The organism is Streptomyces sp. CCM_MD2014 (genome assembly GCF_000772045.1).
GTDB classification, from domain to species: domain Bacteria; phylum Actinomycetota; class Actinomycetes; order Streptomycetales; family Streptomycetaceae; genus Streptomyces; species Streptomyces salinarius.
The window spans coordinates 5,070,321-5,090,366 of sequence record NZ_CP009754.1 but is presented as its reverse complement, the minus strand read 5'-3'; the positions used below and the strand labels follow the sequence as shown (position 1 = coordinate 5,090,366).

General features: G+C 71.4%; 22 protein-coding genes and 1 tRNA gene. 16 read left to right on the top strand and 7 right to left on the bottom strand.

Features of this window, described 5'->3' with window-relative positions; genetic code table 11:
* Positions 1-11: 11 nt before the first annotated feature.
* Positions 12-620 carry a TetR/AcrR family transcriptional regulator gene (locus NI25_RS22805; RefSeq protein ID WP_267485069.1) on the bottom strand — a complete coding sequence of 203 codons (609 nt, stop codon included), beginning with the start codon at positions 618-620 and terminating at the stop codon, positions 12-14.
* Between the two features lie 650 nt (positions 621-1,270).
* Positions 1,271-2,269, bottom strand: coding sequence for a sigma-70 family RNA polymerase sigma factor (locus NI25_RS22800; protein ID WP_030190975.1), 999 nt, complete (start codon positions 2,267-2,269; stop codon positions 1,271-1,273).
* Positions 2,270-2,485: 216 nt separating this feature from the next.
* Here NI25_RS22800 and NI25_RS22795 point away from each other — a divergent pair, with 216 nt between their 5' ends.
* Positions 2,486-3,001 carry a GNAT family N-acetyltransferase gene (locus tag NI25_RS22795; protein WP_107072090.1) on the top strand — a complete coding sequence of 172 codons (516 nt, stop codon included), beginning with the start codon at positions 2,486-2,488 and terminating at the stop codon, positions 2,999-3,001.
* 52 nt (positions 3,002-3,053) lie between these two features.
* Here NI25_RS22795 and NI25_RS22790 read toward each other — a convergent pair whose 3' ends face one another.
* Positions 3,054-3,815, bottom strand: coding sequence for a dioxygenase (locus NI25_RS22790; RefSeq protein WP_061447048.1), 762 nt, complete (start codon positions 3,813-3,815; stop codon positions 3,054-3,056).
* Between the two features lie 121 nt (positions 3,816-3,936).
* Here NI25_RS22790 and NI25_RS22785 point away from each other — a divergent pair, with 121 nt between their 5' ends.
* On the top strand, positions 3,937-4,428 hold the full coding sequence (locus NI25_RS22785; protein WP_061444215.1) for a MarR family winged helix-turn-helix transcriptional regulator: 492 nt from the start codon (positions 3,937-3,939) through the stop codon (positions 4,426-4,428).
* 109 nt (positions 4,429-4,537) lie between these two features.
* Here NI25_RS22785 and NI25_RS22780 read toward each other — a convergent pair whose 3' ends face one another.
* Positions 4,538-6,082 (bottom strand): MFS transporter, encoded by a 1,545-nt coding sequence (locus NI25_RS22780; RefSeq protein ID WP_061444214.1) that lies wholly within the window; start codon positions 6,080-6,082, stop codon positions 4,538-4,540.
* A gap of 153 nt (positions 6,083-6,235) precedes the next feature.
* A complete protein-coding gene (locus NI25_RS22775; protein ID WP_199561004.1) occupies positions 6,236-6,889 on the bottom strand; it encodes a TetR/AcrR family transcriptional regulator in 654 nt (217 codons plus the stop codon).
* A 321-nt stretch (positions 6,890-7,210) separates the two neighbouring features.
* Between NI25_RS22775 and NI25_RS22770 the strand changes: the two genes are divergently transcribed.
* The 3 genes from NI25_RS22770 to NI25_RS22760 all read left to right on the top strand — a co-directional run bounded on the left by NI25_RS22770 (position 7,211) and on the right by NI25_RS22760 (position 10,380).
* On the top strand, positions 7,211-8,509 hold the full coding sequence (locus NI25_RS22770; protein WP_061444212.1) for a M6 family metalloprotease domain-containing protein: 1,299 nt from the start codon (positions 7,211-7,213) through the stop codon (positions 8,507-8,509).
* 129 nt (positions 8,510-8,638) lie between these two features.
* Positions 8,639-10,228, top strand: a complete 1,590-nt coding sequence (locus NI25_RS22765) for an IclR family transcriptional regulator domain-containing protein (protein WP_061444211.1) — start codon at positions 8,639-8,641, stop codon at positions 10,226-10,228.
* Between the two features lie 79 nt (positions 10,229-10,307).
* Positions 10,308-10,380, top strand: a tRNA-Arg gene (locus NI25_RS22760).
* 93 nt (positions 10,381-10,473) lie between these two features.
* On the opposite strand, the gene NI25_RS22755 is transcribed toward NI25_RS22760, so the two are convergent.
* Positions 10,474-11,622 carry a tyrosine-type recombinase/integrase gene (locus NI25_RS22755; RefSeq protein WP_233520765.1) on the bottom strand — a complete coding sequence of 383 codons (1,149 nt, stop codon included), beginning with the start codon at positions 11,620-11,622 and terminating at the stop codon, positions 10,474-10,476.
* A 34-nt stretch (positions 11,623-11,656) separates the two neighbouring features.
* On the bottom strand, positions 11,657-12,190 hold the full coding sequence (locus tag NI25_RS22750; protein ID WP_158508462.1) for a helix-turn-helix domain-containing protein: 534 nt from the start codon (positions 12,188-12,190) through the stop codon (positions 11,657-11,659).
* 120 nt (positions 12,191-12,310) lie between these two features.
* On the opposite strand from NI25_RS22750, the gene NI25_RS22745 reads away from it, so the two are divergent.
* The 11 genes from NI25_RS22745 (at position 12,311) to NI25_RS22695 (ending at position 19,913) form a co-directional block, all read left to right on the top strand.
* Entirely contained in the window at positions 12,311-12,517 is a 207-nt protein-coding gene (locus tag NI25_RS22745) for a helix-turn-helix transcriptional regulator (RefSeq protein ID WP_061444208.1), read from the top strand.
* A 77-nt stretch (positions 12,518-12,594) separates the two neighbouring features.
* Positions 12,595-12,762: a hypothetical protein gene (locus NI25_RS39485; RefSeq protein ID WP_158508461.1), complete on the top strand. Its 168-nt coding sequence runs from the start codon at positions 12,595-12,597 to the stop codon at positions 12,760-12,762.
* Complete coding sequence (locus NI25_RS22735) at positions 12,759-13,619, top strand: bifunctional DNA primase/polymerase (RefSeq protein ID WP_061444206.1); 861 nt, start codon at positions 12,759-12,761, stop codon at positions 13,617-13,619. Before NI25_RS39485 ends, NI25_RS22735 begins: the two co-directional genes overlap by 4 nt.
* Positions 13,616-14,968: an AAA family ATPase gene (locus tag NI25_RS22730; protein ID WP_061444205.1), complete on the top strand. Its 1,353-nt coding sequence runs from the start codon at positions 13,616-13,618 to the stop codon at positions 14,966-14,968. The genes NI25_RS22735 and NI25_RS22730 overlap by 4 nt, the downstream gene beginning before the upstream one ends.
* A complete protein-coding gene (locus tag NI25_RS22725) occupies positions 14,965-15,330 on the top strand; it encodes a hypothetical protein (RefSeq protein WP_061444204.1) in 366 nt (121 codons plus the stop codon). The genes NI25_RS22730 and NI25_RS22725 overlap by 4 nt, the downstream gene beginning before the upstream one ends.
* Before the next feature lie 16 nt (positions 15,331-15,346).
* A complete protein-coding gene (locus tag NI25_RS22720) occupies positions 15,347-15,535 on the top strand; it encodes a hypothetical protein (protein WP_061444203.1) in 189 nt (62 codons plus the stop codon).
* Positions 15,536-15,544: 9 nt separating this feature from the next.
* Positions 15,545-15,865: a hypothetical protein gene (locus tag NI25_RS22715; RefSeq protein ID WP_061444202.1), complete on the top strand. Its 321-nt coding sequence runs from the start codon at positions 15,545-15,547 to the stop codon at positions 15,863-15,865.
* Entirely contained in the window at positions 15,858-18,752 is a 2,895-nt protein-coding gene (locus tag NI25_RS22710; RefSeq protein ID WP_061444201.1) for a hypothetical protein, read from the top strand. The genes NI25_RS22715 and NI25_RS22710 overlap by 8 nt, the downstream gene beginning before the upstream one ends.
* 26 nt (positions 18,753-18,778) lie before the next feature.
* A complete protein-coding gene (locus NI25_RS22705; RefSeq protein WP_061444200.1) occupies positions 18,779-19,039 on the top strand; it encodes a hypothetical protein in 261 nt (86 codons plus the stop codon).
* Positions 19,036-19,311, top strand: a complete 276-nt coding sequence (locus NI25_RS22700; RefSeq protein ID WP_061444199.1) for a hypothetical protein — start codon at positions 19,036-19,038, stop codon at positions 19,309-19,311. Before NI25_RS22705 ends, NI25_RS22700 begins: the two co-directional genes overlap by 4 nt.
* Positions 19,308-19,913 carry a hypothetical protein gene (locus NI25_RS22695; RefSeq protein WP_061444198.1) on the top strand — a complete coding sequence of 202 codons (606 nt, stop codon included), beginning with the start codon at positions 19,308-19,310 and terminating at the stop codon, positions 19,911-19,913. Before NI25_RS22700 ends, NI25_RS22695 begins: the two co-directional genes overlap by 4 nt.
* The last annotated feature ends 133 nt before the right edge of the window (positions 19,914-20,046 follow it).

The following is a 20,046-nucleotide window of genomic DNA, read 5'->3' as shown; positions in this document are numbered from 1 at the left end:
CGTCAGGTGCGTCAGGCCGGTTCCGCGGGGCCGTCCTCCCAGGCGAAGTCCCGCAGCGCCTCCAGGTTCAGCAGCGCCTGCTCCAGGGGGCCGCGCACGTCACGGGAGGACGACGACGCCCAGTGCTCCGTCGCGACCCGCACGGCCGCGCCCGCCACGGCGGCGGCGAAGTGCAGCCGGGGAGCGGCCGCCCGTCGTGCGGCAACGTTGTCGTCACCGCCGGACATCCGCGCGGCCAGCGCCTCCACCAGCTCCCGCTCCGTGGCGTGGCAGACCTCCGCCCACACCTTGCGCAGCGCCGGACTGCTCCCCGCCAGGCGGATGAGGACGCGGGCCCACTCCCAGGAGGGCGCCGATACGCCCGCGCCCGGGGTCAGCGTGTGCCGCACGGCGTGTTCGAGGGCCTCGGGCGGGGACAGTTCGGGCGGGGCCTCGCGCACCGCCCGCACCCAGCGCTCGGCGCCGAGGGCGTAGAGGGGGGCGACGGCCTCCTCCTTCGCCGCGAAGTAGCGGTAGAAGGTGCGCGGGGCGACTCCCGCGGCCCTGGCGATGTCCTCGGCGCGGGTGGCCCGCAGGCCCTGGTCCGCGAAGAGGCGGGCCGCCGCCCGGGCGATCTCCATCCGGGTCTCGGCTTTGCGCCGCTCGGTCAGGGAGGCCGGGCGGGAGAACGGGCCGGTGAACGGCCCGGAGGATGCGGACGGTCCCGGAGGCGGGCCGGGAAACGACGGGGAGACGGTGGTGCTCACTTCGGCAGGCTATGCCGCTGTGGCAGAATCTGCCATTCGGCGGGCCACCCCGGGGTTCAGGTTCGGGGTGCCCCGCCTCTCCCGCTTCTCTGAAACCGAAAACCGAAAACCGACGCACCGTCACGCCGTCTCACCGGTCCGACTCGCTGCCGGCCGGCCTCCCGCCGTGGAAGGAGCCGGGCTGCGGCGCCCCGGGGGGAGAGGCGCCGAGCCCGGCTCGGGAAGTCCCGGCGCCGGGGGGAGTGCGTCGGGACGTGGTCCTGTTGTGCTCCGCCGGGGGCGCGGCGCGAGCCGTCGTCGGTGGCCGGACGAACGGGCGGCCGGAGGGGCCGGCGGAACCGCCCGACGAGGGGGCCGATCCGACGGGCTTGAACGTCTCTTTCCCGGCCCCGGCGGGTTGAAGCAGCGTTGTACGGCCATGTTTGCGCCGGGTTCAGCACCCGGCGTACGCCCCACCCGCCACGTCACGCCCCCGCGTCACGGGGCGGCCGGGCCGCAGGGCCCGGCCGTCGCCTGCGGCGGCGTCACGCGGCCGCCTCGAAGCCGGTGTCGCGGGCCAGCTTCTTCAGCTCCAGCAGCGCGTGCTTCTCGATCTGGCGGATGCGCTCACGGGTGAGGCCGTGCTCCTTGCCGACCTCGGTCAGCGTGCGCTCGCGGCCGTCGTCGATGCCGTACCTCATCTTGATGATGGAGGCCGTGCGCGGGTCGAGGCGGCCGATGAGGTCGTCCAGCTCCTCGCTGCGCAGCAGGGTCAGCACCGACTGCTCGGGCGAGACGGCGGAGGTGTCCTCCAGCAGGTCGCCGAACTGGGTCTCGCCCTCGTCGTCCACCGACATGTTCAGCGACACCGGGTCGCGGGCCCAGTCGAGCACGTCGGTGACGCGCTCCGGCGTGGAGCCCAGCTCGGCCGCGATCTCGGCGGGCTCCGGCTCGCGGCCGTGCTCGCGGTTGAACTCGCGCTGCACGCGCCGGATCCGGCCCAGCTCCTCCACCAGGTGGACGGGCAGCCGGATGGTGCGCGACTGGTCGGCGATGGAGCGGGTGATGGCCTGGCGGATCCACCAGGTCGCGTACGTCGAGAACTTGAAGCCCTTGCGGTAGTCGAACTTCTCGACGGCGCGGACCAGGCCGGCGTTGCCCTCCTGGATCAGGTCGAGGAGCGGCAGACCGCTGCGCGGGTAGCGGCGGGCGACCGCGACGACCAGGCGGAGGTTGGAGCGGATGAAGACGTCCTTCGCCCGCTCGCCCTCGTCGATCAGGGCCTGGAGTTCCTCACGGGTGGCGTCCGCTCCGGTCTCCTCGTACCCTTCGAGGACCTGCCGCGCGAACACACCCGCCTCGATGGTCTGGGACAGCTCGACCTCCTTGGCGGCGTCGAGCAGCGGTGTCCGGGCGATCTCGTCGAGGTACATGCCGACCAGATCGCGGTCGGCGAGCTCGCCGCCGTTCGCGCGGACGCTGGTTGCCGAGCCGGAGGTCTCGCCGGTGGCGGACTTACGACGGGCGACGGCACGGGTTGCCATGCGTGCTCCCTTGCGATGGTGGTTCAGCGGGTGGTCCGGTGGACGCTCGGGCGCCTTGCGGGGTTGTCTCCGTTGCCTTCGGCCCCTCTCGGGACTCTCCTCGGGTGCCCTGCATCCGATGGAAACAACGACTGGAATCCGGACAGAATTCCCAACCCGCCCCTCGATTTTTCTGATCATGCAGTACCCTATGCCGCCACACGAGGAGGGGCGATGCTGCCGGGAACCGCTGAGGTCCAGGTCAGACCGGGAGTCGAGGAGGACCTCAAGGCACTCACCGACCTCTACAACCACTACGTACGTGAGACGCCCATCACGTTCGACACCGAGCCGTTCACCCCGGAAGAGCGCCGCCCTTGGCTGCTCTCCCACCCTGAAGACGGCCCCCACCGCCTGAGGGTTGCCGTGAACGCGGACTCACAGGAGATCCTGGGGTACGCCACCTCCGGCCCCTACCGCGCGAAGCCCGCCTACGCGACCTCGGTGGAGACCACGGTCTACGTCGCCCCGGGGGCGGGCGGCCGCGGCATCGGCTCGCTCCTCTACGCCGCCCTCTTCGACGCCCTGGCCGGCGAGGACCTGCACCGGGCCTACGCGGGCATCGCCCAGCCCAACGAGGCGTCGGGGCGGCTGCACGCCCGCTTCGGCTTCCGGCACGTCGGCACGTACCGGGAGGTGGGCCGCAAGTTCGGCCGGTACTGGGACGTGGCCTGGTACGAGAAGCCGCTGTAGCCCCGGCGGCGGCATCCGGGGGGGGCGCCTCTCGCACCCCGTCGGCCGGCCGTCAGCCGAACTGCACCGACCGCTTCGCCAGCCCCATCCAGAACCCGTCGATCACCGACTGCCGCGTGTCCAGCTCACCGGTCGCGTCCGCCGCGCCCATGGCCACGAACAGGGGCGCGAAGTGCTCGGTGCGCGGGTGGGCGAGCCGCCCCGCCGGGGACTTGCGGGCGAAGTCGAGCAGCCCGTCCACGTCCCCGCCCTCCAGCGCGCGCCGGCCCCAGTCGTCGAACTCCGCGGACCAGGACGGGATGCCGCCCTGGCGGAGCGCGGCCAGGTTGTGGGTGAAGAACCCGGAGCCGATGATCAGCACGCCCTCGTCGCGCAGCGGCGCGAGCCGGCGGCCGATCTCCATGAGCCGCGCCGGGTCGAGGGTCGGCATGGAGACCTGGAGGACCGGGATGTCGGCGCCGGGGTACATCTCGACCAGGGGCACGTAGGCGCCGTGGTCGAGGCCGCGGTCGGGGACGTCCTGCACGGGCCTGCCGGGAGCGCGCAGCAGCCTCCGCACGGACTCGGCGAGCGCGGGGGCGCCGGGAGCCTCGTAGCGCACCTGGTAGTAGTGCTCCGGGAAGCCCCAGAAGTCGTAGACCAGGGGGACGGTCCGGGTGGCGCCGAGGGCGAGCGGGGCCTCCTCCCAGTGGGCGGAGACGACCAGGATCGCCGTGGGGCGGGGCAGGGCGGCGGACCAGGCGGCGAGCTCGCCGGGCCAGACGGGGTCGTCGGCCAGCGGCGGGGCGCCGTGACTGAGATAGAGGGCGGGCATGCGTTCCTGCGGGACGGCGGTCACGGCGGCTACTCCAATACTTGAACTCTCAATCTTTACTTGCTCACAATCTACCCCCAGTTTGTTTAACATTCAAGGAACCGTCTCGTACAGTGGGCACATGAACGCCGAACCCCGATGGCTCACCGCCGAGGAGCAGCTCGTCTGGCGCTCCTACATCGAGGCCGCCACCCTCCTCGAGGACCACCTCGACCGCCAGCTCCAGCGCGACGCCGGCATGCCCCACGTCTATTACGGCCTGCTGGTCAAGCTGGCCGAGTCACCGCGTCGGCGGCTGCGGATGACGGAGCTGGCCAAGTACGCCAAGATCACCCGCTCCAGGCTCTCGCACGCGATCGCCCGCCTGGAGAAGAACGGCTGGGTCCGCCGCGAGGACTGCCCCTCCGACAAGCGCGGCCAGTTCGCCATCCTCACGGACGAGGGGTACGAGGTGCTGCGCCGGACCGCACCGGGCCACGTGAACGCCGTACGCCAGGCGGTCTTCGACCGGCTCACCCCCGAACAGCAGAAGTCCCTCGGCGAGATCATGCGGATCGTCGCCGAGGGACTTCAGCCGAGCGAAGCGGGTGCGGACCTGCCCTGGCTGCGCTGAGCGCGCGGCCGGGGCAGGTCCGGGGGAACCGTGCGTACGGGGCGTCCCCTCCCCGTACGCACGGGTGGAACAGGAGCCCGAGCGGGTACGGCTGCCGTGTCGGGCGCCGTCAGTGGGCGACGGCCGGCACCCGCAGCTCGTCCTCGGCCTCGTCGCCCGCACCGGACCCGGCGACGGCGTTGCCGCCCGGCCGCCCGGCGTTGACGAAGGTCAGGGCGATGGCGGCCGCCACGACCAGGATGCCGACGGCGAACCAAATCGCGCTGGTGTAGCCCTGCACCTGGCCCTGCAGCTGGACCAGCTGCTGCTGGGACCGGGAGGACGCGCCGCCGATGTGGTCGGCGATGTACGACGTGGTCGCGGAGGCGGCGATCGTGTTCAGCAGCGCCGTACCGATCGCACCGCCCACCTGCTGCGAGGTGTTGACCATCGCGGAGGCGACACCGGCGTCCCGTGCCTCCACGCCGGTGGTGGCCAGGGACATGGCCGGCATGAACGCCGTACCCATGCCGAGGCCGAGCAGGAGCATGCCGGGCAGCAGCACACCGGCGTAGGAGGTGTCGACCTCCAGCTGGGTGAGGAACAGCATGCCGACCGCGGCGACCAGGAAGCCGGGGCCCATCAGCAGCCGGGGCGCGACCCGGGTCATCAGCCGGGTGCCGATCTGGGTGGAGCCCGTGATCATGCCCGCGATCATCGGCAGGAAGGCGAAGCCGGTCTTCACCGGCGTGTAGCCCTTCACGACCTGCAGGTAGTAGGTCAGGAAGAGGAACAGGCCGAACATCGCGATGATGGCCAGACCCAGCGAGAGGTAGACCCCGCCCCGGTTGCGCTCGGTGATCACGCGCAGCGGCAGCAGCGGAGCCTTGACCTTGGACTCGACGATCACGAAGGCCAGCAGCAGCACCGCCGAGGCGACGAACATGCCGACCGTCAGGGCGTCGCTCCAGCCGTTGGACTCGGCGCGGGTGAAGCCGTAGACGAGCGCGACCAGACCGAGGGTGGACAGGATCACGCCGGGGATGTCGAGCGGCGAGCGGTTGCGGCCGCCCTTGGGCTCACGGATGACCAGGTACGCACCGGCCGCGGCGACGATGGCGAACGGGATGTTGACGAAGAACGTCCAGCGCCAGTTCAGGTACTCGGTGAGGAACCCGCCGAGGATCAGACCCACGGCACCACCGCCACCGGCGATCGCACCGTAGATGCCGAAGGCCTTGGCACGCTCCTTGGCGTCCGTGAACATCACGGCGAGCAGCGAGAGCGCGGCGGGCGCGAGCAGGGCGCCGAAGACGCCCTGGAGGGCGCGGGAGCCGAACATCATCGCCTCGTTGGTGGCCGCACCGCCCAGCGCGGAGGCGACGGCGAAGCCGGCCAGACCGGTGACGAAGGTGCGCTTGCGGCCCCACAGGTCGGCTATCCGGCCGCCGAACAGCAGCAGACCGCCGAAGGCGAGGGCGTAGGCCGTGACGACCCACTGCCGGTTGCCGTCGGAGATGCCGAGGTCCTGCTGCGCGGAGGGCAGGGCGATGTTCACGATGGTGGCGTCGAGGACCACCATCAGCTGGGCCAGCGCGATGAAGACCAGCGCTTTCCAGCGACCGGCGTCCGGGGCGTCGGCGACGCCGGAGGCCTTGACGGCTGTTTGAGACATGGGGATACCCACTTCGGACTTCGTGATGGAAAAAGATGAGAAAAGGGACGACTGGGCCTGCGCCGATCACCCGCTGTCAGCGGGACCGCTGACGGCTCGGCGCCGGTGTCGATATCGGTGTCGGATGGACTGTCGGTGTCGGAACTGGCTGAACTACTGGTCGCAGGGCCGGCGCAGGTCCTCCACGGTCACGGCCGCACCCGGCAGGGCGGAGCGGGCGGGAGCCCGCAGCCCGTCCAGGAACAGCTGCAGGTGGCGATGGACGAACCGGTCGGCGCTCACGCATCCCGTACCGGCCGGGGGCCGGCTGAGCTGGGCGGCGGCGATCATCACATCGCCCACGCCCACGTCGTCGCGGAGCTGACCGGCCGCCTTCGCCCGGTCCATGACCTCGGCGACAAGCCGTTCGACCCGTTCGCGCGCCGCTTCCAGGTCGGGGTGGTGCTCGTCGAACGTGCTGGACACCATGGGGCACAGCGCGCTGATGCGCTCGTCGGCGGAAGCGTGCACGAAGCGCTCCAGCGCCTCGAACGCGTCCCCGGTCTCGTCGAGCGCCAGCTCGGCCGCCCGTGCCGTACGGTCCATGACCGAGCAGACGACCTCGCGGACGAGGGCGTCGCGGTCGGGGAAGTTGCGGTACACCGTGGCGTTGCCGACGCCGGCCCGGCGGGCGACGTCGTCGAGCGGCACGTCCGGGCCGAGCTCGACGAACATCTCCCGGGCGGCGAGGACGATCCGCTCCCGATTGCGCAGAGCATCGGCGCGGGGCCGGGTCACCTTGCGCTGGTCGGGGGTGGCGGTCTGCACGGCGCACTCCTTGGTCTGTGAGGTGTGTGACTCCACTGGAACCAGCGGGTCAGCGGGTCAGCGGGTTCACGATCCGGGGAGCAAGTCCCCGTTTCGCTCGGACACAGGTCTAAACGGGGAAACGATCCCCGGTTATTTCCCGCTCCCGAGGAACTTTCCCGTGACCTGAGTCACACCTGCGCCCACCCCTCCCCGGTCGGCGGCTACCGGTGAGAAACCCACGATCGGCCTCTCCAGCGCGCGCCCGTCCACCCGGCGGCCCAGGGTGAGCCCAAGGGCGCAGCCGGTGTCGGGCGGCTGCCGTGGCACGGGGAGGTCCGCATGCAGCCGCACGGGCAGGCGCAGCCGTCGAGCCGCCGCATACGCCCGCGCCGGCTGGCCGCGGCCGGTACCGTCACCGTCCTGACCCTCGCCCTCAGCACCTCGGCCGGCACCGGCCGGCTCGCACCCGGCACCTCGACCTCGGGTCCCGGCCCCGCCGCCCTCTCCCGCTCCTCCGCGCACGGCCCCTGCATGATCAGTGGCGGCCCCGAGATCCAGATGTCCGAGGGCGTCCCGACCTCCACCGGCTACGCCCGCTCGACCGGCACCGTCCGCGCCCTCACCCTGATGATCGACTTCTCCGACGCACCCGGCGAGGGCAAGGCGCTCGACCGGTACGCGGAGTTCTTCCCGCAGACCGAGGAATGGTTCCGCACCAGCAGCTACGGCCGCCTCGACTACCGTCCCGAAACCCCGATCCGGGACTGGCTCCGGATGCCCAAGTCCTTCGCCGAGTACGGCATAGAGCGCGGCGCCCCCTTCGAGCCCGGCTACCGCAAACTCGTCCAGGATCTGGTCGCGGCGGCCGACTCCAAGGTCGACTTCCGCGTCTACGACCTCGTGAACGTCCTGGTCACCCCCAACGCCGGCCCCTCCGCCCTGGACACGGTCCTGTCCGTGACCTTCGCCGGGAACCAGGAGGCCCCGGTCGCCGACGGCGTCCCGGTGGCCAACGCCTCCTTCGTCTACTCCCGCCAGGACGACGGCTCCGGCTCCTACGACGAGACCGGCTACCGGGTCCTCCCCCACGAGAACGGCCACGTCTTCGGCCTCCCGGACCTCTACACCCAGGAGGGCGGAGGCGCCGTCGGCCACTGGGACATCATGAGCGAGGACTGGGGCGCCAACAACGACCTCCTCGGCTGGCACAAGTGGAAGCTGGGCTGGCTCGACCGCACCCAGGTGCACTGCGCGTCCGCGCCCGGGACGACCGAGTACACACTGACCCCGCTGGCCCGCAAGGGCGGCGACAAACTGGTGGTCCTCCCGCTGAGCGGCACGTCCGGCTACGCGCTCGAACTGCGCACGCGCGAGGGCAACGACGAGACGGTGTGCCGGCCCGGCGTACTGATCTACAAGGTCGACGCGGACGTGGACACCGGGATGGGCCCGGTACGGGTCTACGACTCCCAGCGCGACAGCGGCGGCTGCACCCGCAGCCCCAACGTCCACGCCGAACTCTCGGACGCCGCCTTCACCGAGGGCGAGACCTTCAAGGACCCGCGCGAGGGCGTCACGATCAAGGTGACGGGCAAGGACGGGACGGGAGACGTACGGGTCCGGGTCACGCGGAAGTGACGGCCGGGAGCGGTCGAGCGGAGGCGGTGGGCGGGGACGGTCGATCGGAGGCGGTGGGCGGGTCGGGCTACCGTAGGCGCCCTGCGACACCCTGCGGCGACCTGCCGTGACCGCCGTACCGGAGAGCCGATGCCCGCCCACACCCCTGACGTCACGCCGACCGAGGCGGTCGCTCCGGCCGAGGCGGTCACGCCACTCCTGCGCGGCATCGCCGTACTCCGCCGGCTGACCGAGGCGGAGGGCGGCACCCTCAGCCTCAGCGCCCTGGAGAAGACCACCGGCCTGGCCCGCTCCACGGTCGACCGCCTCACGGCGACCCTCGCCCGCATGGGATACGTCCGCCTGGACGGCCGCGACGTGACCCTGGCCCCCCGCCTGATGGAACTCGGCAACGCCTACCTCGCCGCCCTCCGCCTCCCCGCCCTGCTCTCGGCCCGCGCCGACGCCCTGGCCGACGAACTGGACGAGTCGGTGTCGCTGGCGGTCGGCGACCGGGACGGCATCCGCTTCATCCACCAGGCCACCCGCCGCCGCGCCATGTCCCTGAGCTTCCGCATCGGCGACCTGCTCCCGGCGGAACGCACGGCCCCCGGCCCCCTTTTCGCCGCGGAATGGACCGACGCGGACTGGCAGCACTGGCGAGAACGCCGAGCCGCGGACCCGGCAGAGCACACCTTCCCCGCCGTACCACCCCGCGAACACCCGACGCCGGACGAGGACTTCGCCCTCCGCGCCGCCACGGCGGCGCGGGACGACTACGCCCTGGACGACCAACTCATCGAACCGGGCCTGGTGGCACTGTCGGTCCCCGTACGACACCCCGGCACCGGCCGCGTGGCCTGCGTGGCGAGCGTGGTGAGCCACACGAGCCGCCACACGGCCCCGGGCCTGCGCACGACCCTGCTCCCCCGCCTGCGCGCGGCGGTGGCGGCGATGGAGAACGACCTGCGCACGGCCCCTCCCCCGACCCTGGGCCCACCCCGCGCGGGCCTGGCCACCTGGACGGGCGCGTCAAAACAAGAACTGGGCCGGGACTTCGTCGAGTCCCTCGCCCGCGGCCTGACGGTACTCACCGCCTTCGGCGAGGGCCGCTCCGCGCTCACTCTGACCGAGGTCGCGAAGGCGACGGGCCTGTCCCGCGCGACCGCACGCAGAGCCCTGATCACCTTCACCCACGCCGGCCTGGTGACCCCGGCCCCCGAGGCCACCTTCACCCTCACCCCCCGGGTCCTGTCCCTCGGCTTCCCGCCCCTCTCCCACACCTCCCTCCCCGAGATCGCCCAGCCCCACCTGACCGCCCTCGCCGACCGCGTCCACGAATCGACGTCCCTCGCCGTCCTCGCGGACTCCGGCACGGAGATCCAGTACACGGCCCGGGCGTCCACGTCCCGCGTCCTGAGCGCCCGCGTCACGGTCGGCACCCGCCTCCCGGCCCACGCGACGGCCCTGGGCCGCGTCCTGCTGGCCCTCCCCGAGGTCCGGGCCCGGGGCTACGCCCTGGTCGACGAGGAACTGGAAGCCGGCCTGCGCGCCATCGCGGTCCCGGTACGCGACCGCACGGGCAGAGTGGTGGCGGCGCTCAACATCGCCATGCACGCGGCCCGCCGCACGACCAAGGCCTGCGAAACGGAGCTCCTCCCCGAGCTGACCCGAACGGCGTCCGACATCGAGTCCGACCTCCGCGTGGCAGGCCACTTCGTCCACGTCCCCCCGACGTGACCCACCCCCCAACCTCCCCCTCCACCCCGGCCCCCGATCCGCTAACCTGTTGGCACCGCCGCCCACAGCGGCAGGCCCCGCCTTCGTAGCTCAGGGGATAGAGCACCGCTCTCCTAAAGCGGGTGTCGCAGGTTCGAATCCTGCCGGGGGCACAGCAAGGTCCGTGCAGGTCACGGGCTAGATAGCGAGACTGCCCCCCGAGATCAACTCGGGGGGCAGTACACATTCTGTACACATGGCTTCGGTTACCCGACGGGCGTGACCAGCGCTCTCACCCGCGTGAGTGCGGCGGCCCTGCCGACGTCCAGGACGTCGGCCACCTCGTCCAGTCGGTCCGGCCACAGGTGTCCGTAGACGTCCAGCGTCATGGCCGCGGACTTATGCCCGAGCATCGTCTGCACGACCTTCACGTCAGCGCCGGCCGCGATGGCGAGGGAAGCCGCCGTGTGCCGCAGCTTGTGCGGCGTGAGGTCAAGGCCCTCGAGGGCCGCAGCCTTCACAGCCTTGTCCCAATCGCGGCGTCGGAAGTTCGGGTACCGCATCGGCCCACCCTCCGGGGCGGTGAACACCAAGTCGTCACGATGCCGTCCGGCGACGAGCGGCCGCAGCTCCTCAGCGAACGACCGCGGAAGGGGCACGGAACGCCTCTCGTGGTTCTTCACCGGCCCCAGTTCCAAGTGCCCGTCAATGTCGGAGTACGCCTGCAGGATGCGTATGCGGCGCTGGTCCAGCTTCGTGCGACCGACCTTGATGGCGATGGCCTCGCCCCACCGGATACCGGTGTACCCGAGCGTCCTGACGAACGTCTGGTAGCGCCCCGCGTGTTCGGCGAGCGTCTCCAGCTGGTCATGGGTGAGATAGATGTGGTCGTCCTGGTCCTCGCTGCGAGGCAGGTCGTGGTCGTGGCACGGGCTGGCTGCGATGCGGTGCGTCCGCACGGCGTGCTTCATCACGCTACTGAGCACGTAGTACGTCTTCTTGATGCGGTCCGGCCCGAGCGGCTTACCGCGCTTGCCCGGCGTGCTGCACAGCTCGGTGACCCACGCGTCAACGTCGCCCCACTGCACCGAACCAACCTGCCACTCTCCCCACTTGGGGATCACGTACAAGTCGAGCAGCTCTCGGTAGTCGTCCTTCGTCCGCCGGCCCTGCTTCCGCAGCGCGCCATGCCACTCGTCGGCGATCAGGCGCACAGCCGCCTTCGCCGACTGCGGGTCCCTGTACGAACCCTTGTCGAGCTTGTGCAGGAGTGCCTGCTTCTCGCCTTCAGCCTGCGGCAGCTTCCCGAAGGTCTTGGCCTTCGGCTTCCCGTCTGGCCCGTACCAGCGCACACGCCACCGCCCGGGGGGCTGTCGTTTACTGCCCTCCCGCTTCGCCACCTGCCAGGCTTCCATCGCCGCCTGGTAGTCGGCGTGGTTCGCACGGTCCTCAATCCACACTCGTGCCATCTGGCCGCTCCCCCTCCGCACCGTGGAATTCCTGCAGGGCGCGGGCCATCTCGACGCGCCCTCTGCGCGGCGGCCGTGCCTGCTGGATGTACTTGATGCGGGCGTCGATGCTCTTCTCTGCGTCCGGGTGGTCGAAGAGCTGCGTCTCCCCATCGGCCCATTGCCAGACATGCCAGGCTGTCGCCCGGATCTCGCCACCGTCCTCGTAGCGTCCGGGCAACAACTCAACGATCGTCCCGGGCGAGTCGTCTCGCGGGAAAAGCAGAGCGGACGGATTGACGTTGAGCACGATGGCCAACGCCATCAGGTCGTCGACAGAGACCTGACGCTGCTTCTTCTCGATCTTCGCGATGGCCGAAGGGGTGATCGGGCGACCAGCCTTGTTGAGCGCCCCTGACAGGCCGTAGATCGTCAGGCCGCGCGCTTCACGAAGGTCCTTGAGGTTCCTCGCGACGGCATCCCCGGTCGGTCCGTACTGGGCGGCTGGGCGCGGGCGTCGCTTCTCATCGGTCATGCGCCTCAGCATAGACATCGATTGTGTCCATTTCTTTCCTTCGGGTGGTACGGTCCTCTGCATCACGTGTTCACTCTATTCGGACTGGTGGTCAATGTGAACACTTCAGGAGGGAAAACGGTGGCTGACGAACTGCTCACCCCCAGGCAGGTGCACGCGGAGTACGGCTTCTCACTGCAGACGCTTGCGAACTGGCGTTGGTGTGGGACCGGTCCGAACTACATCAAGACCAGCCCGGGGCGGGGCGGGCGGATCAAGTACCGGCGCAGCCACATCGAGGCGTGGCTGACCGCGCAGACGGTGACCGTCGGAGGCAACGCGGCATGAACCGAAACGACGAGACCCGCCAGGGGCAAACTGGCGGGTCTCAGAAGAAGCTCGCTGCGGGCGAAGCTGCGGCCATCGTGGCACAGCGACCGCAGGCCCGCTACGCCGACCCCTTGACCCACGGCACCTACGGGCTCTCGTCGTGGGAGCTGCGGGCCGAAGCACGGCGTCTGCTCTTCGAGCGTGGCTGGCAGCTCTGGGAGGTCGCGGCGCGGCTGTCCCTGCCGGAGCGGGGGCAGCGGTGACCGATGCCCTCAACGGCGCCTTGTGGCTGGTCCACCACGGATTCGCCGTTTTCCCCGCCGATCACCCCGGACTGGACCAGTGCGCCGGCATCGGTCGTGGGCACGACGCTGCCGCCTGCGTCGATCGCGGCAAGCACCCGTGCGTGCCGTTCACCCGTGCCCACACCCTCGACGAGGACCAGGTGCGCCGCACCTTCGGCGACCGGCCCCGCAACGTCGGCGTCGCGATCGGCGCCGTCAACGGTCCGGCCGAGCAGCAGCTGCTCGTCGTCGACTCCGACCGCCCCGGCGCCCTCGAAGACGCCGCGAGTGCCTTCGGCCACCGGCACACGCCGACGATGCGCGTCACCACGGCCAAGGGCTACCACGACTACTACTGGGCACCGGCGAGCCTGCAACTGGGGAACGGGCTCGGTGCACTGCGCGGCAAGTTCGACGGCGATGTGCGCGGGCCCCGCGGCTACGTCATCGGCCCCGGCTCGGTCCACGCCAGCGGCGTCGTGTACGAACTCGTCGACCCCGAGCAGCCGCCGGAGCCCGCCCCGGCCTGGCTGCTGACTGCCCTGCAGACGCCAGCCACACCGTCAGCGCCCCACCCCGACGGTGCCCCGGTACGCGAGGGGGGCGGTGCGCTCGTCGGGCTGGTGCGCGCCGTCCTCAACGCGCGCCAGGGCAACCGCAACAGCTGCCTGTACTGGGCCGCCTGCCGCGCGTTCGAGCACGCCGCCAAGTCGCAGCTCGACTCACGCGCGGTCGCCGGTGCCCTGGTCGACGCAGCTACCCACGCAGGACTCACCGAGGCGGAGGCGCGCACGACCATCGCCTCTGCCTACCGATCGGCCGGAGGCCCCCGTTGAACGAGCACGACCAGGCCGAGGCGATCCTGCGCAACGCAGGAATCACGCTGGACGAGCCGCAGCCCACCCGCTCGCTGCGACTCACCCGCGCCTCGGACATCGAGCCCGAGCCCGTGGTGTGGGCCTGGCTCGACGAGAGCGAGGGCCGCGTGCCCGCCGGTGCCCTCACCGTGGCTGCCGGACGCGAGGGCACCGGCAAGTCGTCGTTCGGCATGTGGATGGCCGCGCAGATCACCCGCGGCCTCCTGCCCGGCAACTTCCACGGCCGCCCTCGCGCCGTGTTCTACGTGGCCGTAGAGGACTCGTGGAAGCAGACCATCGTGCCCCGGCTCATCGGGGCCGGCGCGGACCTGGACCTCGTGTACCGCGTCGAAGCAGTCGAAGCGGAGTACGGCGAGACGACGCTGAGCCTGCCGCAGGACAACAGCCTGATGGAGAAGGCGATCGCTGAACACGACGTCGCCCTGGTCGTCCTCGACCCGCTCATGTCGTGCATCGGGAAGGGCATCGACACCCACCGCGAGCGGGACGTGCGTACCGCCCTGGACCCGCTGGCCCGCATGGCCGACCGCACCGGCGCCGTCTTGCTGGGCATCGCCCACTTCAACAAGGGCTCCGGCACCGACCCCGCGTCGCTCATCACCGGCTCGGGCGCCTTCAAGAACGTGCCCCGCGCCGTGTTCGGGTTCGCCAAGGACGACGACAACGACTGCCGGGTGATGACGCAGGCCAAGAACAGCCTCGGGCGCGCGGACCTGCCGTCGCTCTCCTACAACATCCTGTCGGCCGAGGTGCCCACCCGCACCGGCATCGCCTACGTCGGACGGTTCGTGTTCACCGGGCAGTCGACGCGCTCAGTCGACGAGATCCTGGCCGCCGGTGCTGAGACGGACCGCGGGGAGCGCGGGGAGGCTGCGGAGTGGCTGCGCGGCTTCCTGATGGACCAGGGCGGCGAAGCCCCGGCGAAGGACGTGAAGAAGGCCGCAGCCGCTGACGACATCTCCTTGCGCACCCTCGAACGCGCCCGCGCGAAGGCCGGGGTGGTGTCCGAGCGGGCCGGGTTCGGGAAGGGCGCTGTCTGGCGTATCGAGGCACTGACCACGAACACGCAGAGTGATCCCGCTTCCCCGTTCCCGCCCCATTCCCGCCATTCCCGCCAGGGTTCGGAGGCTGGCGGGAATGGCGGGAATGGTGGCGCCAATGGCACGGACACCAATCCGGCGTCACAGAACGTGACCGCCGAAACGGGGCGATGCGCCACGTGCACCGCCCCGCTCGACCCCCTGCACGCCGCCAACGGAGAGACCACCTGTCCCTCCTGCTTCGACCCTGGAGATGAGGCCTCATGAGTGCCAGCTACCGCAGGGCCCGGCTGTCTCCGGCAGCGCTCGCCCGTCTCGACCAGACGGCCGCCGCCGCCCGGCAGTTCGGCCGCCCCGCGATCCGCGTCACCGGCGTCCCCTCCGGCACCGCGTGCTGCTGGTGTGACTGCCCCGACGACGCCGCGGTCCTCGGCCGGCACACCGCCGACGCCTGCTCGAAGTGCCCCGCCGACGCCTCGGTCGCCGTGACGCTCCGCGCCGCCGCCTCGCCCGCTCTCGTCGCCTACACGCTCTGCGCCCGGCACACGCGCCCGTGGTGGCACCTCCAGGCCGCCGCCTTCGGCTTCCCCACCGACCAGCCGCCGCCCGGCCTCATCCCCACCGCCTGAACACGAGGAGACGCGCATGCCCACTCCCCCGACCCCGATCCGGGCGCACTGCCCGTCCTGCCGCGGCCCGCGGCCCGTCCGACGCGTCGGCACGGCCACCGTCCGGGGCGAGCAGCGCACCCTCCTGGAGTGCCGCGACACGGCGTGCGAACTCGTCTGGGCCCAGAGCACCGACCCCCGACCGGTCGCCAACCCGGCGGCGTAGGAGACCATCATGGAGAACACCCGTACACCCAACGAGCCGCCAGCAGGCGCCGCCCTCGACAGCGACGCCGTCCGCCGAGTGGCCGCCCTGATCACCGCCGGACTGCACGCCCCCACCGCGCCCGACGAGCGGCGCGCCGACCCCGTGCTGCGGGCCGCCTACGGAGACGCCCTGGTCCGGGCCACCGCGTGCGTGCCGGTCCTCGCCCACCTCGTCGGCGTGCTCCTGCACGACCTGGCCGCCGCCCGGCAGACGACGCCGGCCGAACTGTGGACGTCCCGCGCCGTCGGCACGGCCGCGCTCCTCGAGGAAGGAGCCCCCCGTGGCTGAGCGCCTCACCTTCACCCTCACCGGCCGCGACGAACTGTCCCGCGTCCTCAACGGCACCGGCGACAGCGCCGACCGGCTCCGGCTCCGCCTGTCCGGCATCACCCAGGACGCCGACGGCAACCTGCGCGACTTCGAGGGCCGCCTCCTCACCGTGGACGAGGCGCAGCGCCGCCTCCTGTCCACCACCGAGGGCACCCGAGACGCATTCGGCCGCCTCCGCGACGAGACCAGCAAGGTCGGCGAGTCCCTCAAGGCGAACCTGATCTCGCTGCTTCCGGCCGCGATCCCGGCGGCCGCGGGCCTCGCGTCGTCGGCGGCCGCGGTCGCCGCCCAGTTCGGGGCCGTCGCCGTGGCGGCCGGCGCCTACGCGCTCGCACTCGGTCCGCAGATCGGTGCGATCGGCGAGGCCGCCGACGCGCACGAGAAGTACGAGGACGCGCTGCGCACCTCTGGTGCGGGCAGCGCCGAGGCAGGGGCCGCCGCCCTGGAGTACGAACGCCAGCTGGCGTCACTGCCGCCCGCGACCCAAGAGGCCGCCGTTGCCGTCGGTCTGCTCAAGGACGCCTACCGGGAGTGGTCGGACTCCCTCAGCGGCGATGTGATGGGCCCGTTCATCAAGGGCGTCGGCGTCGCCAACGCCCTCCTGCCCAAGACCACCGGGCTCGTGAAGGGCGCCAGCACGCAGTTCGACCGGCTCATCACCATGGTCGCGGGCGGCATCGCCACGCCCGGCTTCGATGCCCTGAACCAGCGGTTCACCGACTTCGCGACCGACACCCTTGACCACGGCATCGACCGGCTCACGGTCTTCCTGTCCAAGCTGGACGCGGGCGAGTTCAAGGGCGGCGGCGTCGCCGAGTTCTTCGACTGGGCACAGGAGCAGGGCCCGGTTGTGTGGGACACGCTGGAGAACGTCGGTGACGCCCTGCTCAACGTGCTGGAGGCCGGGGCGGACGTCGGGGTCGGCATGCTGGACGTCGTCAACGTGCTGTCGGACATCGTCAGCGCGGTACCGCCGGACGCCATCGCGACGATCCTGCAGCTGGCCGTCGCCATCAAGGCCGTGAAGCTCGCGGCGGCCGGCGGTGCCGCGGTCAGCGCGGGCATCGCCGCGATGGCTACGCAGGTGGGCGCCATGCGCGTTGCAGCGTCGGGCGCCCCGGGCGTCCTCGCCGGGACCGCGGCCGCGATCGGCACCCTGTCCCGCACCGCGAAGCTGGCCGTCGCAGGCACCGGGATCGGCCTCCTGGTCCTCGCCCTCGGTGAGCTGTCGCAGGCCGGGGAGCCCGCAGCGCTGGACGTCGACAAGCTCACCACCTCCCTCGGCGAACTTGGGCGCACCGGGAAGGCCACCGGGTACGTGGCCGACCAGTTCGGCGACGACTTCGCGAAGCTGCGTGAGCAGATCCAGAAGGTCATCGACCCCAGCGTGGCCGAGTCCATCAACAACTGGGGTGCGGACGTCACCGGCGGTCTGCTCGACGCCGGTGACGCAACCGAGGAGTTCACCAAGAGCGTCGACGGCATCGACCAGGGCCTGGCCGACCTCGTCAGCGGCGGCAAGGCCGAACTGGCCGCGGCCGCCCTGGAGGCGATGAAGGAGGGCATGAGCCCCGAGCAGGTGGAGGAGTTCACCGGCTCCCTCGACAACTACACCGAGGCCCTCGCCGCGCAGGCGTTCGAGCAGCGGCTCGCGGCCGACAGCATGGGCATCTTCGGCGACCAGGCCATTGAAGTGCAGGCCCAACTGGACGCGCAGAAGCAGTCGGCGGACGGACTGCGGCAGAGCATCATGGCGCTCAACGACGTCAACCGGTCCGCCTACGACGCTCAGATCGGTTTCGAGGCCGGCCTGGACAACCTCACCGAGTCGTTCAAGGAGAACGGTGCGACCCTCGACCTCAACACGGAGAAGGGCCGCGCCAACGGCGAGGCGATGTCTGCGGCGGCGAAGGCGCACGACGAGATGCTGGCGTCGGGGCTGGCCGCTGGTGAGTCGCTGGGGTCGATGACGGAGAAGTCCGAGAGCCTGCGCGCCAAGATGCTGGAGCTGGCCGAGCAGACCGGCATGACCGACGCCGAGGCCCGGGAGTACGTCAATACCCTGCTCGGCACTCCGGAGCGCATCGCCACTGAGATCGAGGTAGAGCGGCAGGACGCGATCGAGGGCCTGCTGAACGTCCAGGCGGAGATCGAGAAGACGCCCGGCGCCAAGAGCGTCACCGTGACCACCCTCAACGCGGCTGCGATCAAGGCGCTGGAGGACGTGGGCCTGAAGACCCGCCGACTGCCCGACGGCAGCACCGAGGTGTTCACGGCGAACGGGCAGGCGATCGATGCCGTCGATGCCGTCGAGCGGGCGCTGAAGAACGTGGACGGCAAGACCGCGAACGCCACGGTCACCGTCACCTACCGGTCCGTTTTCGAGCAGGTGGGGGCGGCGCCGAACGTGACCGCCGACCTGCTCCGGCAGCAGGCCGAACGCTTCCAGGCGCAGGGCGGCCCGATCCGCCGGGCGCAGGGCGGCGGCATCCCGCACTACGACGGCGGCGGCCGCCTGTACGGGCCGGGCACCCCCACCTCGGACAGCGTCCCGATCTGGGGGTCGGTCGGCGAGTACATGATCCGGGCTGCTGCCGTCGACCACTACGGCGAGCAGCTGTTCGACGCGCTCAACGCGAAGACGCTGCAGCTGGACATGCCGCTGCCCGGGCGGCCGGCACCGTCGCCGGGGAAGGCAGCCGTGGCCACCAGCAGCAGGGACAGCCAGCCCAGCGTGACGAACAACTACACGTACAACGTCCGCAAGTCCGTCATCGACGCCAAGGACGTGCGGCTGATCATGCAGCAGGAAGAGGCGCGACAGCGCGTCGGCAGGCCCCGGTAGACCCCTCCGAACGGAAGACGCCCACCATGTTCACTCTGCTTCGCCGGAGAGCGGCCAAGACGCCCGGCCTGCCCGTCGGCTCCCAGGTACGCCTCATCCCCGCCCTGCGGGCCCGACGCCCGGCCCCGGTCCGCACGTACACCGTGGCCGCAGCCACCCGCCCGCTGGCCTTCCCCGCCCGCTGCCTCACCCACGGCGCCGCCTGCCGCGGCCCCTGGTACGCCCTCGAAGACCGGCAACAGCGCCTCGTCGACGTCTACTGCATCAGCGAACTGGAGGCCGCATGAGCGCCTCGCAGGCCGTAGTGAGACGTGACGCCGTCGCCCTCATCACCGGACTCCTCGACGAACCCGCCGACGACGTCGACCACGCCCTGGACTGCGTCCTCGCCGACCTGTCCAAGTGCGAAGGCAACGCCCTCGTCGTCGCATTCGCCGGCATCCTCGCCGCGGTCCTCACCGACAGCGCACGGCTCATCGACGAACCCGTCACCGAGCTGTGGGCGCAGTACGCCCAGCAGATCAACGTCATCATCGAGCAGGAGGAAGAGCAGCCATGACCAGCCACACCCCGGACGGACCGCTGACCGCCGCACAGCTCCGCCGCCGCACCGAGCGGGCGGCCAGCCCCCGACGCACCGAGCCGACGCCCACCAGCAACCTCACCGGGCCGTCCGTCGGTAGCTGGACTGCCCCTCCTGGCAAGCCCGGCAGCTGGCTCCGTCAGGCGTGGCACCGCCAGCAGGCGGACAAGGCCCGCGCCGAGGCCGTCCGCAAGCGTGAGCAGGAGGACAGGAAGCTCGGCGCCCGGCTCGCCGCCCACCGCGTGCAGAAGAACGCCGAGGCGGCCAAGCAGCGGCGCATCGCCTCGGTCATCGCCGACCCCACCCGGAAGAACATCGCCGCGGTCGCCGCCAGCAAGGCCGGCCGCAAGCCCAGGACCTCGGGCCAGACGGCCAGGGCCGCCGCAGCCGGGCGTCCCAGCGGCGACAGCATGGCCGGCCTCGCGGACCTGATGCGCAGCCACGGCCTGCGCGACGAGACCGACGTCTACAACCACCTCGTCGACCGCGGCATGAGCCACGACGAGATCGAGCGCCGCTACCCGTCCCTGTTCAGGGGCACCACCCCCGGCACCACGGCCCGCACCCGCTCTCACTGACCGTCACACCGCATGGCCTGTCACCCCTCACCACGGGTGACAGGCCACGCGTCGTCTGGCACCCGCACCACCCAGCGTGACACCACCCCCGGTCACCACGCGTGGTGGGCGCCACCCCCTGGCAGGGTGCCCC

Coding starts and splice junctions, on each gene's coding strand:
- NI25_RS22755 (WP_233520765.1), bottom strand. CDS start 11,622: ATGGAAGCCTGGCAGGTGGCGAAGCGGGAGGGCAGTAAACGACAGCCC.
- NI25_RS22770 (WP_061444212.1), top strand. CDS start 7,211: ATGCAGCCGCACGGGCAGGCGCAGCCGTCGAGCCGCCGCATACGCCCG.
- NI25_RS22750 (WP_158508462.1), bottom strand. CDS start 12,190: ATGACCGATGAGAAGCGACGCCCGCGCCCAGCCGCCCAGTACGGACCG.
- NI25_RS22705 (WP_061444200.1), top strand. CDS start 18,779: ATGTTCACTCTGCTTCGCCGGAGAGCGGCCAAGACGCCCGGCCTGCCC.
- NI25_RS22720 (WP_061444203.1), top strand. CDS start 15,347: ATGCCCACTCCCCCGACCCCGATCCGGGCGCACTGCCCGTCCTGCCGC.
- NI25_RS22700 (WP_061444199.1), top strand. CDS start 19,036: ATGAGCGCCTCGCAGGCCGTAGTGAGACGTGACGCCGTCGCCCTCATC.
- NI25_RS22805 (WP_267485069.1), bottom strand. CDS start 620: ATGGAGATCGCCCGGGCGGCGGCCCGCCTCTTCGCGGACCAGGGCCTG.
- NI25_RS22800 (WP_030190975.1), bottom strand. CDS start 2,269: ATGGCAACCCGTGCCGTCGCCCGTCGTAAGTCCGCCACCGGCGAGACC.
- NI25_RS22725 (WP_061444204.1), top strand. CDS start 14,965: ATGAGTGCCAGCTACCGCAGGGCCCGGCTGTCTCCGGCAGCGCTCGCC.
- NI25_RS22790 (WP_061447048.1), bottom strand. CDS start 3,815: ATGCCCGCCCTCTATCTCAGTCACGGCGCCCCGCCGCTGGCCGACGAC.
- NI25_RS22780 (WP_061444214.1), bottom strand. CDS start 6,082: ATGTCTCAAACAGCCGTCAAGGCCTCCGGCGTCGCCGACGCCCCGGAC.
- NI25_RS22695 (WP_061444198.1), top strand. CDS start 19,308: ATGACCAGCCACACCCCGGACGGACCGCTGACCGCCGCACAGCTCCGC.
- NI25_RS22785 (WP_061444215.1), top strand. CDS start 3,937: ATGAACGCCGAACCCCGATGGCTCACCGCCGAGGAGCAGCTCGTCTGG.
- NI25_RS22765 (WP_061444211.1), top strand. CDS start 8,639: ATGCCCGCCCACACCCCTGACGTCACGCCGACCGAGGCGGTCGCTCCG.
- NI25_RS22715 (WP_061444202.1), top strand. CDS start 15,545: ATGGAGAACACCCGTACACCCAACGAGCCGCCAGCAGGCGCCGCCCTC.